The organism is Paenibacillus mendelii (assembly GCF_024498075.1).
Classification (GTDB): Bacteria; Bacillota; Bacilli; order Paenibacillales; family Paenibacillaceae; genus Paenibacillus_Z; species Paenibacillus_Z mendelii.
This window is the reverse complement of sequence record NZ_JANHOF010000003.1, coordinates 268,001-284,156: the sequence shown is the minus strand read 5'-3', so window position 1 is coordinate 284,156 and position 16,156 is coordinate 268,001. Positions and strand designations below refer to the sequence as shown.

The 16,156-nt window shown below is 52.3% G+C and carries 14 protein-coding genes; all 14 read right to left on the bottom strand.

Translation table 11 applies throughout. From position 1 onward, the window contains the following. Window positions 1-51: 51 nt before the first annotated feature. Complete coding sequence (locus tag NNL21_RS12025) at window positions 52-1,014, bottom strand: ABC transporter permease (protein ID WP_204819225.1); 963 nt, start codon at window positions 1,012-1,014, stop codon at window positions 52-54. Continuing rightward, entirely contained in the window at window positions 1,007-1,933 is a 927-nt protein-coding gene (locus tag NNL21_RS12020; RefSeq protein ID WP_204819224.1) for an ABC transporter ATP-binding protein, read from the bottom strand. Before NNL21_RS12020 ends, NNL21_RS12025 begins: the two co-directional genes overlap by 8 nt. A 238-nt stretch (window positions 1,934-2,171) precedes the next feature. Then, complete coding sequence (locus NNL21_RS12015; protein ID WP_204819223.1) at window positions 2,172-2,588, bottom strand: RraA family protein; 417 nt, start codon at window positions 2,586-2,588, stop codon at window positions 2,172-2,174. A 128-nt stretch (window positions 2,589-2,716) separates the two neighbouring features. Then, window positions 2,717-3,112 (bottom strand): hypothetical protein, encoded by a 396-nt coding sequence (locus NNL21_RS12010; RefSeq protein ID WP_204819222.1) that lies wholly within the window; start codon window positions 3,110-3,112, stop codon window positions 2,717-2,719. After that, window positions 2,997-4,835 (bottom strand): putative phage tail protein, encoded by a 1,839-nt coding sequence (locus NNL21_RS12005; protein ID WP_204819221.1) that lies wholly within the window; start codon window positions 4,833-4,835, stop codon window positions 2,997-2,999. The genes NNL21_RS12010 and NNL21_RS12005 overlap by 116 nt, the downstream gene beginning before the upstream one ends. A gap of 80 nt (window positions 4,836-4,915) precedes the next feature. Further along, complete coding sequence (locus NNL21_RS12000; protein WP_204819220.1) at window positions 4,916-6,529, bottom strand: type 2 periplasmic-binding domain-containing protein; 1,614 nt, start codon at window positions 6,527-6,529, stop codon at window positions 4,916-4,918. Window positions 6,530-6,671: 142 nt separating this feature from the next. Further along, window positions 6,672-7,565 carry a carbohydrate ABC transporter permease gene (locus NNL21_RS11995; protein ID WP_204819219.1) on the bottom strand — a complete coding sequence of 298 codons (894 nt, stop codon included), beginning with the start codon at window positions 7,563-7,565 and terminating at the stop codon, window positions 6,672-6,674. A gap of 33 nt (window positions 7,566-7,598) precedes the next feature. Then, window positions 7,599-8,552: an ABC transporter permease gene (locus NNL21_RS11990; RefSeq protein ID WP_256555182.1), complete on the bottom strand. Its 954-nt coding sequence runs from the start codon at window positions 8,550-8,552 to the stop codon at window positions 7,599-7,601. 15 nt (window positions 8,553-8,567) lie between these two features. Beyond that, on the bottom strand, window positions 8,568-9,557 hold the full coding sequence (locus NNL21_RS11985; RefSeq protein ID WP_204819218.1) for a zinc-dependent alcohol dehydrogenase: 990 nt from the start codon (window positions 9,555-9,557) through the stop codon (window positions 8,568-8,570). Between the two features lie 292 nt (window positions 9,558-9,849). Beyond that, on the bottom strand, window positions 9,850-11,262 hold the full coding sequence (locus tag NNL21_RS11980) for an extracellular solute-binding protein (protein WP_204819217.1): 1,413 nt from the start codon (window positions 11,260-11,262) through the stop codon (window positions 9,850-9,852). Between the two features lie 217 nt (window positions 11,263-11,479). Then, window positions 11,480-12,511: a glycoside hydrolase family protein gene (locus NNL21_RS11975; protein WP_204819216.1), complete on the bottom strand. Its 1,032-nt coding sequence runs from the start codon at window positions 12,509-12,511 to the stop codon at window positions 11,480-11,482. A gap of 32 nt (window positions 12,512-12,543) precedes the next feature. After that, the gene (locus NNL21_RS11970; RefSeq protein WP_204819215.1) at window positions 12,544-13,425 is read right to left on the bottom strand and encodes a carbohydrate ABC transporter permease; all 882 of its coding nucleotides are present in this window, start codon (window positions 13,423-13,425) and stop codon (window positions 12,544-12,546) included. 13 nt (window positions 13,426-13,438) lie between these two features. Then, window positions 13,439-14,350, bottom strand: coding sequence for an ABC transporter permease (locus tag NNL21_RS11965; protein WP_204819214.1), 912 nt, complete (start codon window positions 14,348-14,350; stop codon window positions 13,439-13,441). 81 nt (window positions 14,351-14,431) lie between these two features. Beyond that, complete coding sequence (locus NNL21_RS11960; protein ID WP_204819213.1) at window positions 14,432-16,111, bottom strand: extracellular solute-binding protein; 1,680 nt, start codon at window positions 16,109-16,111, stop codon at window positions 14,432-14,434. Window positions 16,112-16,156 lie beyond the last annotated feature (45 nt).

Sequence of the window (16,156 nt, the reverse complement as noted above, 5' to 3'; positions counted from 1 at the left end):
AGCGGATGATCGGCTTTCACTTCGGTCGTTCTAGCTGGATTTCATTATGGTTTATCCTGCAACATCCCGCTTCGTAAACATGATCCAGGTAATGAAGTGGAACAACGCGTAGTAGGCCACCAAGATACCGATGGAGAACGTGAGTGTCATCTCCGGCCGTATCGGCGTACCGCTCACATACTGGCTCAGATCGACATTCGCGAACATCAGATATTTGACCCACTCGTATCTCGCCAAAATATTGACTAACGTGTTCCCGGCCAGGATGAACAAGAGCGAGAAGGCGATGGCCATCGACGAGCTGCGGAAGGACGCGGAGATCATAAACGCCATCGTCACATACATGATCAGCTGGACGATGCTGAAGCCGTATCTTTGAAGGGAATCAAGCAGCATTGAACCTTCGTGGACTGCTCCGTCAGCACCTACGGTTAGCAGCGGTTGCGACAAACCGTCCATTCCTTCCAAGCCTGCTCCTAATGCAAACGAGACCGCAAAGTTTACGACAAGGAGGAACAAGGCGAACAACAGCGATGCTGCATATTTGCTCAGCAGTACCTTCGACCTGGACGCCGGACCAACCAGCAGCAGCTTAATTGTCCCCCATGAGAATTCAGCGGCTACCATATCGGCCGCAATAACGACCGTCAAGAGAGTTACGAGAACGATAAGCATCGAGGAAGCATTCACGATTGACCACAAGGAGTTCTCGTTAGGATTAATATCATGCTCGATGGCATATTCATTGAGCAGAATGCGCTCTTCCATCATTTGTTTCATTTCGGGACTGGAATCGGCAGCCTGCTCCTTCAAGCTTTGCTGCATATGCTCGTTGTCTTGCATCAAATTCTGTTTCCAATTGGCGGCAGAATCCTGCGAGGAGGATTCATCCCACTTCATCAGCCCAGCCAGAAGCATGAGCGCCAGAATAAGGATGCCGACCATTGCCCAGGTTCTCGGGCGGCGATAGATTTTCATATTCTCGTTGCGAAGTAACATACCGAAGCTAGACAATTTGCTCCCCCCTCGTCAATTCCAGAAACTGATCCTCTAGCGAGAGGTTAGCCATCCGGATGCTGTATACGTCAATATCGGCATACACTAACGTCCGATTCAGCTCCGGTATCCGTTCACGTCCTGCCATAATTTCCAGTTTCCCGTCCTGCAGTGAGATTGCCAATCCGGGCAGTGCCGTAGAGAGGTATTCCATCGTGTGCACCGGATTCTCTACTTCAACAATGATTTGCTGATGGCCAACCGCATTCTTCAATTCGCTCATCGTTCGAACGTCAATGAGCTTCCCCGCCTGAATGATCGCAACACGATCGCACATCAATTCCATCTCCGACAGCAGATGTGAGGATACGATAACCCCGATCCCCTCCTGCTGCGCGACATTGCGCATATAATCGCGAAGCTCGCGTATGCCGGCCGGATCGAGCCCGTTCGTCGGTTCATCGAAGATGAGCACGGACGGTTTATGCAGCAGTGCCTGCGCTACGCCAAGCCGCTGCCTCATCCCGAGCGAATATCGTTTCACTTTATCGTTAATCCGGTTTTCCAGTCCGACGAGCTTCACAACCTCCTTGATCCGCTCTTTCGTGACCCCGGCATGTCTTCTTGCGCAGAGGACCAGATTCTGGTACCCGGTCAGAAATTTATACATCTCCGGGTTCTCGACGATCGCCCCGACATGGGTCATCGCCAGTTCAAAATGTTTGCGTACCGAAACTCCTTTTATGAGCGCTTCGCCCTTGGTCATCGAGATCAGTCCGACGATCATCCGAATCGTCGTCGTTTTCCCGGCTCCGTTCGGCCCGAGAAAACCGAATACTTCCCCCCGCTGAACATCTAATGTTAAATTGTCGACGATCGTACGCCGGCCAATTTTCTTGGTTACATTCCGAAGCTGCAATACCGCTTCCTCATTCATTACGTGCTGCCTCCTTGGCATGGTTTGATTGTCTCAGTATACCGGGAGCAGGTCGGTTTACAGAATAGCCGCAGGTTTAGTCGAATACTGGACCCGAGTCTAATTTCATCCTAGACCTGTTAACGTAAAAAAGGGCCGTCAACCACCGATAATCGGTCATTGACGGCCCAGCCTAGTTGAACACACATATATGAATCAAGCTGCTCCATGCGCTATGCAGCCAGGAGAATCAAGAAGACTAGAGTACCCCGTACTTATCGTAAACCTGCCGCATCGTGCGGCCCTGCAGCAGCTCATCGCGGGTATGATTCTCCCGCGTCGCCTTATCTAGTGAACGAGTACGACCTCGTCGACCAAGGTGCTTGGGATGACGACAATACCATCCCTGTCTTTCGAATATAACGTCTCCCGGATAGACCATGACGCCTCCGCATAGAACCGGAATATCATAATCGATTATAAGGCCTCGTCCTTGAGAATCGACTGGCTTCGTGCCCGTCGCAAACACGGGGAAACCAAGCTCTACGATTTTCTTCGTATCCCGTACCAAGCCATCCACGATCGCCCCGCGTGCGCCCCGCATCTTCGAAGCGGTCGAGAGCAGCTCCGCCCCAGAGACCATTCTGGCGGGATTCGTTCGTACAGCCAATAACAATGTCGCTAGGCTTCACGCTATCTACGGCCTCAATCTCCTTGGAATAGGGATCTTCGGGGATAGCATGAACGTCGACGGACAAGATCGTTTTGGCACGGCCCGTGCCCCCGTAACGGTCCAGCTTCTTATTATCGGGCTGCACCTATAATCAAGTTACCGTTCCGATGCTGGATATTCCCGCTCTCCTCAGGCAATCCGCTTCGATCGACGCCCTTCTCCACGTTCGCGGTGTGCAGCATATGGCCGCCTTCGAACGCATGGGCAGATGCCTCGAGACGTCCACCTTCGAAGGTTGATCCCGTCGCGATATAACGATTTCGTTCTCCGCCAATCGCGTAATGGCTCATTCCCGTTGCCGATGTCCGGCTCGTGCAATCAGATAACCGCCAATCCGCAGCACCTTTGGATTCACTGTCCCTTTTGAAGAACGCGCCCTCCGCATTGGCACCTGCAATAAGCGTGCCCGAACCGACATCTACCCGCTTGTCGCCGTCGCCGGTCAGTACAATGCCCGTATCGTTCATCGAGCCTCCCTGGAATTGAAACGATTCGCCCGCCGGCGACATAGAGCGGCTTAGCTTGCGTATGAGTCCCCTGCAGCTTGCAATCCCGGAAGCTGATTGCACCGGCTCCCGCGAAGCGGTTGCCGTCTATACCGGAAAACCGGCAATCGCGGAAGCTCAGCTCGGCTTCCACATTCTCATGCGACAAACGGCGTTCCGCAGTAACGGTGAACGAGCAATTCTCCGCAATGTTCGGACGCTTCGACCGTGCCGATACCTGCACGAATTTCACCATCGCCTCGGCGGTACAGTTCTTCATCTGCACGCCGTCGGCGTTCAGCCATATGGCCCCGGTATTACGCGAATTCTCCACACCCTCGCGAATGAAGACATGGACATCCTCCAGCGTCAGATCGGTGACCTTCCGGTGGGCGATGAACCATGAACCGACATGCTTCTTAACTGTTATCCGCTTCGCGCTCTCACCCCATGTCGGCCCGCTGTTCGCGAACGACATCAGCCCCGAATTGCCGATGAATACGAGGTCATGCTCATACTGCCCGTGCGTAACGAAGGCCCCCAGATCATCGCCGTCCGCATGGCAATTCTCCACATAGCCGTATGCCGAGCCGGTGAAATCATTCAGATGCCGGCCATTGCTCGTCAGGCAGTCGCGCACATGTCCGTAGAGACAATAGATTTGCTGCGTCAAATAGCCGGTCCCGCCGATAACGACCTCGGTCGGATTGGTCAGGCTGCACCGTTCCGTCACATAATGCGTACAATAACGGCGCATAATGACCGGCCAGAACGTACCGTAAGCATCAATGCCCGAAGCATCGCACTCGACCGCAAATTCATAGGCGAGCGGATGGGAGCCCGTCTCCTGCGTATCGCCGGCCCCGTAGAATGTCATGTTGCGCACCGACGCACGCACAACCGGATTGACCTTCCGATAGGTAACGGTCCGACCCGCGGAGAGCGCCCAGCCATTCTTGTAATTGAAACGGACCTGCTTCGCGTTTACGATCTCGGTGACCCGAATGAGCTTATCCAGCTCACGTTCCGCGCTGCCCGCCAGATTGTTGGACTGTGCGATCCACCAATCCCCAACCGCGAAGGCGGAAGAGTCGGCTACCTCGAACAATTCCGTCATCTCCGCCAGCTCTTCGCTCAAGGTCAAGCTCTGCGTATCCCCTGTTTCCGTCCCGCGAAACAGCAGCACGGCCGCGAACGGATCGTTCTTCGGCGCCTGTTCTATCCCTTCCGAATACACCGCAAAGCCGTTAAAGTCCAGCTCGATGCCGCTGCGGCTGAACGTATGTCTGCGTACAAGCTTTAAATCCGAGCCCGCTTCGATCCGGTAGATGGAGCCGTCGCCGACCATCGCATCCAGCGCGTCATCTGCGCTTCGATCCGGCCCGAAGATGCCGAATATCCGGAAGCTTGCGATCCCCTCATGAACGGTCACCCATCTCCCAGGAGTTCCGTCAGCGGGTGCATGTACAGTACCGCCGTTGTCTGAGGCTTCACTTGCTTCCTCGTACCGGACAAGCTTCGCCCCTGGATCGCCTGATTCATAATAGCCTTCCACCCACACCAACAAGCCGGGCTGCCGATACCCCGGCGGAAGAGCCCGCAATGCTTCCACGTTCGAGACGCGGAAGATACCTGCAGCAGAAGACAGAGCGTAATCATCTTCGGCCGTTTCAACGCTTCCCGATCCATGCTCGCTGCTCATCATTGATACCCCCGTCCTAAGAGATTAGTTAGAGAGGAGAGCCGATATCCGGATCTCCCCGTATGGTAATAAGTTGATATCGTTTAATTGCCGGAATCAAACGTGATGGATTTGCCTTGAGCTGCCGTAACCTGCTCCGCATAATAGGTGAAGATCTCTTTGCCACCGTATTTGGACATCAGCTCTTCACGGTACTTCGGCCAATTCGATGCATCCTTCTCGTCGTAGATGACTTGAACCTGCAGCTCGTTCATCCGTTTCCGCAGCGCCGCCAAGTCCATACCTTCCTTGACGACAAGGCTGGTACCGACAGAAGGCAGGATTTTATAGGAATTGATGGTCTCGACAATCGCTTTGTCGCGTTCTGTGATCGTCGGATCCGCCACTTCGATCTCGTAGGCTTCCGGTCCGGAAATCGGTGTAAACCATTGGTATACGGTCAGGAAGTTGCCGTTATCGGTCACATTCGCCTTGAATGCTTCTTGATTCAACGTGATCTGGGACCCGCTGCGCGTAAATTCCGTTCCTTCGCGGCCATAATGCGTCATCAGGAAGCCTTCTTCACCGGCTAGCCAGTCTAGAATCTGCATGGAACGTTTGATCTGTTCATCGGTCGATTTGGAGCTGAACAGGAAAGGGTTGCTTGGAACCGGCTCAATGAACGTTCCCGTCTCCGCGAACGGATCGAACGGCGCCCAATCCGCTTTGTCATTGCCTGTAATTTCTTTCGTCTTCGCTTGCAGTCCTTCAGCATTGTTATCGAAAGCGATGTTCTTGCCAAAGCCCAGCACGATTCCCGCTTTGCCCTGCGTGGCTTTCTCATATTGCTGACCGTTCTTGTTCAGCAGCCAGTCCGGGTCAACAACGCCAAGATCTAGAAGCGCTTTCGTATCCGTCAGCGTCTGCTGCATACGGAGATCCGTACGTGTATCGATGAATTTATCGCCCTCTACGACGAAGTCGCCAACTAAGCCGTTCTTGACATAGGTTGGGAATTCCATCGACATGTTCGTGCCGTTGCCGTATGCCGTAAATCCGAACGTATCGTTCTTTTTGTTGCCGTCTGGATCGTTAAGCGTAAAGGCTTTCATAACTTCGATCATTTCGTCGTAGGACTTCGGAATTTGCAGGCCGAGATTGTCCAGCCAATCCTTCCGGATATAATACGAACGGAAATAGTTTCTCTCATATGGGATCGGTGCGCGTGCAAACTTGCCTTGTACTTGATACTTAGGCAAATCCTCTTCCTTCACCCAATATTTGAAATAATTCGGCATATTGGCCGGTGTGACGAGCCCCGTCATTTCCCGTGCGACGCCGTTCTTGATGTATTGATTAGATGAGATGCCATCTACGAAGAAGACGTCAGGAATGTCGCTAGATGCCACTCTGGAGTTCAACTTGTTCTGAAAGTCCGTTCCAAGCGGCATATAATCGATGACCAGATCCACGTTAAATTTCTCGTCGATCGTCTTCTTCACGAAATCCAGGTCACCCTTCGGTATCTGCGCATCCGCAGATGCGGTGACGAACCAGTTAAGCTTTACTTTCTCCTCTACTGTACCCTTATTACCCGAGCCCGCATCCGTGGACGCGCTGCCCCCATTGTTGTTTCCATTGCCGTTGTTGTTGCCGCATGCCGAGATAATAAGTGATAATGCCAACAGACCGATTAAGATTGCACTGTAACGTTTCATATTGTCGTACCCTCCCTCAGGACTTTGTGAAGAACAGAAACTTCTTTCGGCACTGCTTCTCTAGATCTCCGGACAAGAGTGATGCGCTCTTGTCTAACGGCATTCCCCCCTTTATAGAATCAACGGCCATCCAGACTTGCCTCTAGCCCTTCACGGCTCCGAGCATCATCCCTTTAATGAAATAGCGCTGCAGAAACGGATATACGGCAATGACGGGAATGATCGCCACGACAACCGTTGCCATCTTGATGGATTCAGGAGGCAAGGCGCTTAGCTGAGATTGCGGCACGGACAGCTCCTGACTGACACTAGGCGTTACGATCATATTCCGCAGGACAACCTGCAGCGGAAACATGTCGCGATCGTTCAGGTACATAATCCCGCCGAAATAGGAATTCCAATGATTAACACCATAGAAGAGACCCAATGTTGCCATGATCGGCGCCGATAACGGCAGTACGATACGAAGCAGAGTACCAACATCCGTACAGCCATCCACCTTCGCGGCTTCCTCAATTTCGGGAGGGAGCGATTCAAAATATGTCTTCATAATCAGCATGTTGAACGTTGAGACAAGTCCCGGAATAATCAGGGCCCAAATCGTATTCATCAGCCCCACCGCCTTCACTGTCAGGAAGGTCGGAATCAAGCCGCCTGAGAACAGCATCGTGAATACTATCGCGAGCAGCACCGCATTGCGTCCAGGCAAGAATTTCTTGGACAGCGGATAGGCAAGCAGCGTGGTTACGGCCAAGTTAAGCGCCGTACCCATGACCGTGATCAGAACCGTTACATTCAATGCCCTGGGAACAACACCGCTGGTGAAGATGGCTTTGAATGCTTCGAACGTAATATTTTTCGGTATGAGCAGGAAGCCCCCGTTACGGAGCACTTCGGAATAAGGCGTTATGGATACGACAAACACATAGTAAACGGGAAACAGCGTAGCTATTCCGAATAGGGCCAATACGATATAAATCACCATATCCGTCACCCGGTCGGACAGCGACTTTTGATATAGAAGCAATTTCCTCACCTCCGCTAGATGCTTCTTTCGTGCATGTGGAACCTACCAGATCCCGGAACCGCCGAACCGTTTGGCCAGCTTATTCGCCCCGAGCACAAGCACGAAACCGATAATGGACTTGAATACGCCGACTGCGGCCGGTACGCTGAAATCCATTTGTTCAATACCCCGCCGGAAGATCCACGTATCGAGAATGTCGCCAACGTCATAAACCCGAACGTTAAGGAAGATGTAGACCTGTTCGAAGCCGGCATCCAAGATGCTGCCGAGGCGAAGAATGACGAGCAATATGAAGACATCGCGTACGCCAGGGAGCGTAATATGCCACAGCTGCCTCCACCGGCCTGCGCCGTCCATCGAAGCCGATTCGTATAACTCATTATTGATGCCCGCTAAGGCGGCCAAATAGATGATGGCGCCGTAGCCCGTGCTTTTCCAAATATCCGTCAAGACCAGCATCGGCCGGAACCACTCGGAATTGGTGAGCACATCGATCGATCCCCAGCCCATATCGCGGAAGAATGTCGTCACAAGGCCGGAGCCGGGAGCGAAGAACGAGAACATGATCCCGTAAACAATAATCCACGATAAGAAGTGCGGACCGTAGGTCAGCGTCTGAATCGTCTTCTTGAACCAGCGGACCCGAATTTCGTTCAGCATGAGCGCAAGCACGAGATCAGGCAGCATATTGAAGATAATCCGGTAGAAGCTGAGCAGCAGCGTATTCTTGATCAATACCGGAAAGTCCGGTGAAGAGAACACCGTGCGGAAATTATCCAAGCCGACCCATGGACTTCCGAATATGCCCTCCATCAGGTTATAGTTCTGGAAAGCAACGACGAGTCCAAACATCGGAATATAATGAAATATAATATAGTAGGCAATGCCGGGAACCATAAACAAATACAGCCAGCGGTATCGCCAGAAGGTTCGCATCCACTTTGGCTTCATGCGTTCGCCTGGCATTAGAGCCGGCGCGGGTGCTGTTCCTCTCATCTTCTTATCACCCCTCTAATCAATTCGAACGACGACTCCCATTCTGTTCTGTGGACTCTGCTCGTAGCGGACGTACATGTCTGGCAATTCGTCAAACGCGACCTGGTCGGTTATGAGCGATTGAAGATCAAAGCGCTGCTCCTGCAGCATTCGGAGAAAATCCTGTACATTGCGTCCTTCGGTCCAACGAACGTACCCAATCGGGTAATCGAAGCCCAGCTGTTCGTAATCCGTTTCGTAGCGCCCTGGCCCGCCTGCCCTCGAAATGTGAACGCTTGCTTCTTTCATAAACAACAGATCCCGGTCGATCTCGCATCCGGTATCGCCGACGATGACGACCTTCCCCCGGTCCCGCAGCCAGCGGATCGCGCTATCGATCAAGCTGTCCTTGCGGTTGCTGGCGCATACGAGAACAGCGTCGGCCCCCTTGCCATCCGTTAGAGCGTTCAACGAGGTCTTCAGCTCATCTTCATCTCTGCAAGCGTCGGTTACGCCTGCCTGATTAAGCATGCTTCTTCGTTCCTCCATCGGCTCCAGGCCAATAACGCGATAATTGGAAGCGTTCGCAATCCGGGCAATAATTTGACCGAGTATGCCTGCCCCTACAACGACGACGGTCTCTCCGAAGCGAAGGTCGGCTTGACGGAGCGCGTGGATCGCAATGGCTCCAATTCCTGAGAAGGCCGCCTCTTCGCCCGATACGCCGTCCGGAATCGGGATCGTCAAGTGTTTGGGAGAAAGCATCACTTCGCGATGGGCCGGGGTACCGTAGCAGGCAACCCGCTGTCCCGGCTTCACATGCGTGACGCCCTCTCCAACTTCGGTCACGATACCAGCCGCACTATAGCCCAGCGGTGCTTCCGGATTCGTGCGAATCATCATTAACTCCGTACCGACACTGACGGATGAATACGTTATTTTCACTTTCACATACTGCGGTTTAATTTGAGGTTCCGGCAAATCCACGAAAACAGCAATTCCGTTTCGGCTCTTGATCGCTCGCATACGCGCCTCCTGATTTATATCTGATTTCCATTACATCGGATGTGAGTCACGTATAACACTCTGATGTATAATTGATGTACTGATTATACACAGCCCTTAAAAAGAACGTCAACACCTATTTTTCAATCGTTCGCCAGTACCGCTTTCTTTGCATACTTCGATTGCAAAAATTTGTAATCGCTCACATATTTAATGGGCATGAATCCCAGCATTTATGAAAATCAGCTTCTCCTCGAAGGGAATGAGAAAGGCCGGTCATCTGATGGCGACCGGCCCAAAGCGACTGAAACAGTTATTGTACAGTGGATTTCGTCGGTGGATTGGAAGACTTGCCGCCCGCGGCGAACAATTCCCCCATGTTCTCATGCAGTGTCTTCTCGGTGATCATATCCGACCAGTATTCCTTCAGCCACTTGGATAGAATACGCAAGCTCTTCATCGGGAGTCCGATGTCGCTGTGATACGCAAAGGACGGCAGCATCTCGCGGAACATGGCATAGCGCGATGGACACTTCAAGCCGTCTATTGGCGGACGCTCAGCTGCTTCCTTACGCGCTGGAATGCTTATCGTCCGGTCGCGAATGAGATTCTGCGCGGTGGAAGACGATAGAAATTCGACGAATTGACGCGCGGCCTCCTTCGACTTGGAATGGCGTACCAGCGACATGCCGATCGATAGCAGCAGTGTCTTCTGCGGATCTCCCCGGCGCAGGCTTGGAAGCGGACATATGTCGTAATCCAGCGGCAGATGCGCAAGCTCGTTTAAATTAAAATAGGTGCACAGAATCACGGACACTTGTCCCTCTGCGAATAATTGAATCGTCTCGTCATTCCCCTGCGCCCAATAATTCGGGAATACCTCGCGGTTACCGATCAATTCGTTCAGCTTCCGGAGCCCTTCCATCATTCTCGGATTGACCTCAGAGCCGACAGGCGGATTGCCGATGCCCTGCAGCAGAAAGACCGGATAGCGGTTCTCGGAGGCCGGCAGGAAATAGATGCCGTGTCTGTCTCTTAGCTTGGCCAGCTTGACAGAGGCATCGATCAAATCATCCCATGTCCAGTAGCTGTCCGGCTCGTGAAGTCCGGCATCGGCAAAGTGGCGCTTGTTGTAGCACAAGACAACAGGCGAGAACGATACCGGCTTGGCATAGGTTGCGCCATCGAATTGGAAGGCTTCCTCAGCGATCGGGTACAGGGCCGGATCCGGCGTTAACGGTTCCAGCAGCGGCGTCAGTCCTTCCTCCGTCCACTCCTGGAACTGCGGGCTGTTGAAAGCCACGACATCCAGCAGGCCGTTCGCGATCATCTCCTCGCCCGACTTCACATAGCTGAGATGGTTCAGCGTGATCCGGCGAACACGAATGCCCGGATTGCGCTGCATGTATAACGTAATGAGTTCATCAATCAGAAAGTCGGTCGTCAAGGAAAGCGAGCAGCCGAAATTAAGCGTAATCGTTTCCTTGGCTCTGGTCGTAACCATGCTGCCAACCCGGTCGATCTTGACGATCAGCCCTTCATCGACCAGCTGATCGAGCCCTTTGCGGATCGATTTATTACTGAGCTGAAACTGTTTGGCAAGCGTGCTCTCGGCTGGAAGATACGTTCCCTCCTGGCGAATGCCATTGACGATTTCCGTGCGGATCACGTTAACGAAATGATCTAACCGATCCTGAAAAGATGGACGATCTGATTTATAACTCATGTATATTTCTCCTAGTTTATATAACTTGAACATCAGTTATATTGTCGAGCATTTAACATGAGATGTCAACTCTGTACGAGATGATTCTCTTCTTTTTCACTGCCCATGTCAACGGTAAGGCGGGTGACAATTGATGGATAACGGCTGCATTAAAAAAGCAGCCAATCAGAGAGCTGATTGGACTGCCGTTGAATTGCGCTATTCTCCTCCTTCAACCCTACTTCGGCTGGGCAAGAGGAATCACCATATTCCAAGTATGGGAGAAGTGCCAAGCCCGCTCCCCGGTTCCGGTAGCAGCGAACAGATGGGTCGGTACGCCGTCTTGCAATAATAAGAAAGGACGCTCTAAATTGCACATTTCCTTCACGGTACCGTCATCCCAGGCAACGGTTCGCGAGTACGCCTTCGGCTCGGAATGAATCGTCCACTCCAGACAGTCGGTGCTCGTCGCATATACGCCGGCTCCCCATTCGCCCGTCAAGCCCTCGGAGTCGTTCTTGAAGTCGTCTTTGATCAAGAGATGGAACAACTCGCCGTCATGCCATAAGAAAGGGTCTTCGACATGCAGGTCGGGATCGGTGAAGCCCAGAATCGGGTTATCGGACAACCGGCGGAACGGTCCGGCAGGATGGTCGGCGACCGCAATACCAAGCTGCAGTGTCGAACCGGCATATTCCCGCGATTTGTATATCATATAGGTTGTGCCGTCCGGCAGAATCGTTACCGAGGGATTCGTCGTTATGGTACAATCCCATTGCCCGGACCGCGGCTCCAGCAATGGCGTGTCCCGCCGTTCCCAAGGTCCGAAGACGGAGGACGCGGTCGCAAGTCCGATCCTTTTGTTGTTCCACACTTCCGTCCCGCGTTCCGAGGAAACATGATCCCCCGGGCCAGGGATGGGTCCTCCATAGGTCGTGCCCATGTAGTAGAGGTAATAGGTCCCATTCCAGTACTGAATGTGAGGATTATGCTGGTTCATGCCGTCAAAATAATGGCGTTCCCGCCGGCCCAGCACGACTTCTTCGAATTGATAAGGACCTTCCGGCACGGAGCTGGATGCCCGCACGACTTCGCAATTGAACAGCCAATTGACCCCGAAACCCAGTTCCTTGCTCCAGCGTGACGCAAACAGATGATACCGGCCATCTTCACCGCGGATACAGGATCCGCACCAAATATAGGCATCCTCCTCCTTGTACCCGCCATTAACGGGAGCCGGGAACAGGCGTTCGAATATCGGATTTGCCATCGAATCATAACCTCCTTAGCTATATGTTAAATTTACCCTTTCACACTTCCCAGGACAATCCCCTTCATAAAATGTTTCTGGAGGAACGGGTAGGCCAGCAGAATCGGCAGCGTTCCGAGAAAGATTTGCGCAGCTTTGGATGTCCGGTCCGAGATGAGGCCAAGCAAGTAGATATCTTCCTGGCGCAAATTCTCAAAATCCAGCTTGATAATAATGGACTGAAGATAGGTAGCCAGTGGATAATGAGCAGGCTTGTTCATCAGAATCATGCCATCGAACCAAGAGTTCCAATGCTGGACGAGGGTGAACAGCAGAATCGTCGCGATAGCAGGCATCGAAAGGGGCACCATAATCCGCCACAATGTCGTCCAATGGCCGGCTCCGTCAACAAATGCCGCTTCTTCGAGCTCTTTGGGCAGCGCCCGGAAGAAATTGAGCAGCAGTATAATATGAAACACGGCAACCGCTCCCGGCAGAACCAAGGCCCAGATCGTGTCGATTAAGCCGGTCATCTTGATGGTCATGTACCATGGAATCAAACCGCCATTAAACAGAATCGTGAATACGAACAGCCAAGCGAACCAGGTCCGGTGGCGGAAGGCACTCACTTCCTTCGATAACGGGTAGGCCGTCAACACCGCAAGGAACAGATTGATGATCGTACCGATCACGACCCGCTCCAGCGTAATGCCCACAGAGGTGAGAAATTTGGGATTGTCGAGAATGAACGAATACGACTTGAACGTGAAGTCGACCGGCCAGAACGTGACATCTCCAGCCGACACGGCTGCGCTTGAGCTGAATGAAATAGCCAGAATGTGAACGAGGGGCAGTATGCACAGAATGGACATGGCGATCAGAAACACATAGTTGAACAGCTGAAAAGCGGACCGCCCCCACGAAGATGATTGCATAACGGCTTCCTCCCTAAAAAATTCGATAGTTGGCCAGTCGGTATGCAAGCCAATATGAGATGGAAATAAAGGCGAATGAAACGACGGATTTGACCAATCCCAGCGCGGTCGCCACGCTATACTGCATATCCTCCAGTCCGACCCGGTAAATCAGCGTATCGAGAACATCGCCGCTCTCGTACACTTGCGGACTATACAGGTTGAACACTTGGTCAAAGCCTGCATTGAGCACGTTGCCAAGGCTTAATGTAGCCATCAGCACGATAATCGGAATCATGCCGGGCAGCGTAATGTGCCACGTCTGCTTGATTCTGCCGGCACCGTCTATGACCGCTGCTTCATAGAGAGCCGGATTAATGCCCGTTAGAGCAGCCAAGTAGACGATCGTGCTGAAGCCGAATTCCTTCCAGGTATCCGTCAGCACCAGAATATAGGGGAACCACCGGTTGTCACCGAGGAAAAAGACCGGTTCGAAGCCGAGCCACTTGATCAGCTGATTAACCATGCCTTCCGAAGGAGACAGAATGTCAATCAGGATACCGCCGAGAATAACCCATGATAGAAAATGCGGCAAATAAATCAGCGTCTGGATCGACCGCTTGACGAACATCTTGTTGATTTCGTTGAGAAGCAGCGCGAACAGGATCGGAACGAACAGACCTGCGACGATTTTCATCAACGAGATGACAACGGTATTGCGTATGATCTTCCATATATCGGGCAGCTCGAAGGCGTACCTGAATTGATCAAGTCCGACCCAATCCGAGCCGAACCAGCCTTTGAACGGCGTAAAATCTTGAAAAGCGATTACACTTCCTACAAGCGGGATGTAACTGTAGATGACGACGCATATGATCGCCGGGACCAGCATGGCATACAATGGCCATTGGCGTTTCCATCTGCTCGTCGCTTGTTGTTGAACCATCTGCTCATCTCCCTACGATACGAAAGCTTACACAAAAGAAAAGGGGATGCAATCCGCCATGCGTCGCATCCCCGCGGTCATCTATTCCTGCTGGGCGGACAGATCACGATTAACTTCTTCGGTGATCTTCTTACCGCCAAGCGCATTCCACTTCTCCACGAACTCATCGAATGCGGAGATATCGCTGTAACCCAGTATAATCTTGGTGAAGGTCTCTTTCTCAAGCTTATCAAGCGTGCTCCACTTCGCAGACATGGTCTCTGTCTGTCCGCCGAACAGGTTTGCTACGTAGGAGCTGCTATCGTAGGCCTTGATCAGAATCGAGAATCCGGAATCCTCCGGTCCGCCTTGACGGGTGGAAGCCCATCCTGACAGATCGCCATCTTTGAACTTGATCATTTTCTCATATTCCGGGATATAGTCGGTCAGGATGCTCTTGTCTTGCTTGGTGACGGCTTCGGCCAAATTCTTAAGGTCCGAGATCGTCATTTCATTGGCCTTGTCCGACTTCACCAATGCCGACGTATAAACATGCGTCTGATTGCCCTTGGCGTCGTTCGGGTTATAGACCGATTCATCCTTCGTCTTCCCGTAACGCTTCTCTTGATAGAAATTGAGCATCTTCACAACGGCTTCCGGATGCTCGAAGCCCTTACGGACAACGGTAAACTGGGTAGCCGGGAAACCGATGCTGCCGAGTGCGGTTTGATCATCGGAAGAAACGATCGGGACCGCTTTCCAGTCCGAATCCGGATTCTTCGTCTTCAGATCGATGAAATTAAGCGGATTCCAATTGGCTCCGAACGTAAGACCGAATTTGCTGTTGACGAAATCGTCAGTCACTTTCTCCGCATCCTTGACACCGAACTCCGGATCGATCAAGCCCTTCTTATACATGTCCGCAAGCTGTTGAAGCGTGGCTTTCATTTCCGGCTGGGTGCTGCCGTAAACGGCTTTACCGTCTTTATCTTTCACCCACATTTGCGGATAAGCGTGGTAACTATTGGCGAAACCGGTCAGTGAGGCCATGCCTCCGTATAGATCCTTCGTGATCGGCAGTCCGAACGTATCCGGCTTTCCATTCCCGTCCGGATCGCCGTTCTTGAAAGCTTCGGCAATCGCCAGAACATCCTGCATCGTCTTCGGCTCCTGTAAATTCAGCTTCTTCATCCAATCCGTACGCAGCCATACCATCGGAAGCTCATAGATGGTCGATCCGGATTTCGGAAGCCCTACCAGCTTGCCGCCATGACTTGCTGCCTTCAGACCTAGTCCGCCGTCGCCTTCGATCAGCTCTTTCGTAAACGGCGCCGCATATTTCTCATATACTTCCGTCAGATCAGCCAGCTGATCCGCCTCGGCAAGAAGCCGCAATTGCGCGCCATTAACAACGAATACATCAGGCAGATCGCCAGAGGTAATGGCCACATTCATCTTGTTGAAATAAGATCCCTCATTCGTCGTCCAATCATAGACAACCTTAATGCCTAATTCTTGCTCATAGCCTCTCGTCCAGGCATTATTCTCGAAGCTGTCGCCCTCGGGAAACTTCCAATTCGGTTCCGAGGCAACCGCAGCATGCACTTCAACTGTCTTCTCATATTTACCGAATGGCTCCGGATTCGGATCCGAGACGGCCGCGCTTCCGGCATTCCCGCCTGATTCCTTCGATGGTTCTTGCGGTTTATCATTGTTCCCGCATGCCGTTAATACCATCGATAGCATGATCACGATCGCGAGAGTAAGCTTGCCTGTTTTCATGTCTTTCCCCCTGTTTTCTAGTTGTTTAGATCGATCTGGTGAAAC

Excerpts from the sequence above, each read along its gene's own strand:
- NNL21_RS12020 (WP_204819224.1), bottom strand. The coding sequence starts at position 1,933 with ATGAATGAGGAAGCGGTATTGCAGCTTCGGAATGTAACCAAGAAAATT.
- NNL21_RS12010 (WP_204819222.1), bottom strand. The coding sequence starts at position 3,112 with ATGAACGATACGGGCATTGTACTGACCGGCGACGGCGACAAGCGGGTA.
- NNL21_RS12005 (WP_204819221.1), bottom strand. The coding sequence starts at position 4,835 with ATGATGAGCAGCGAGCATGGATCGGGAAGCGTTGAAACGGCCGAAGAT.
- NNL21_RS12000 (WP_204819220.1), bottom strand. The coding sequence starts at position 6,529 with ATGAAACGTTACAGTGCAATCTTAATCGGTCTGTTGGCATTATCACTT.
- NNL21_RS11990 (WP_256555182.1), bottom strand. The coding sequence starts at position 8,552 with ATGAGAGGAACAGCACCCGCGCCGGCTCTAATGCCAGGCGAACGCATG.
- NNL21_RS11985 (WP_204819218.1), bottom strand. The coding sequence starts at position 9,557 with ATGCGAGCGATCAAGAGCCGAAACGGAATTGCTGTTTTCGTGGATTTG.
- NNL21_RS11980 (WP_204819217.1), bottom strand. The coding sequence starts at position 11,262 with ATGAGTTATAAATCAGATCGTCCATCTTTTCAGGATCGGTTAGATCAT.
- NNL21_RS11975 (WP_204819216.1), bottom strand. The coding sequence starts at position 12,511 with ATGGCAAATCCGATATTCGAACGCCTGTTCCCGGCTCCCGTTAATGGC.
- NNL21_RS11970 (WP_204819215.1), bottom strand. The coding sequence starts at position 13,425 with ATGCAATCATCTTCGTGGGGGCGGTCCGCTTTTCAGCTGTTCAACTAT.
- NNL21_RS11965 (WP_204819214.1), bottom strand. The coding sequence starts at position 14,350 with ATGGTTCAACAACAAGCGACGAGCAGATGGAAACGCCAATGGCCATTG.
- NNL21_RS11960 (WP_204819213.1), bottom strand. The coding sequence starts at position 16,111 with ATGAAAACAGGCAAGCTTACTCTCGCGATCGTGATCATGCTATCGATG.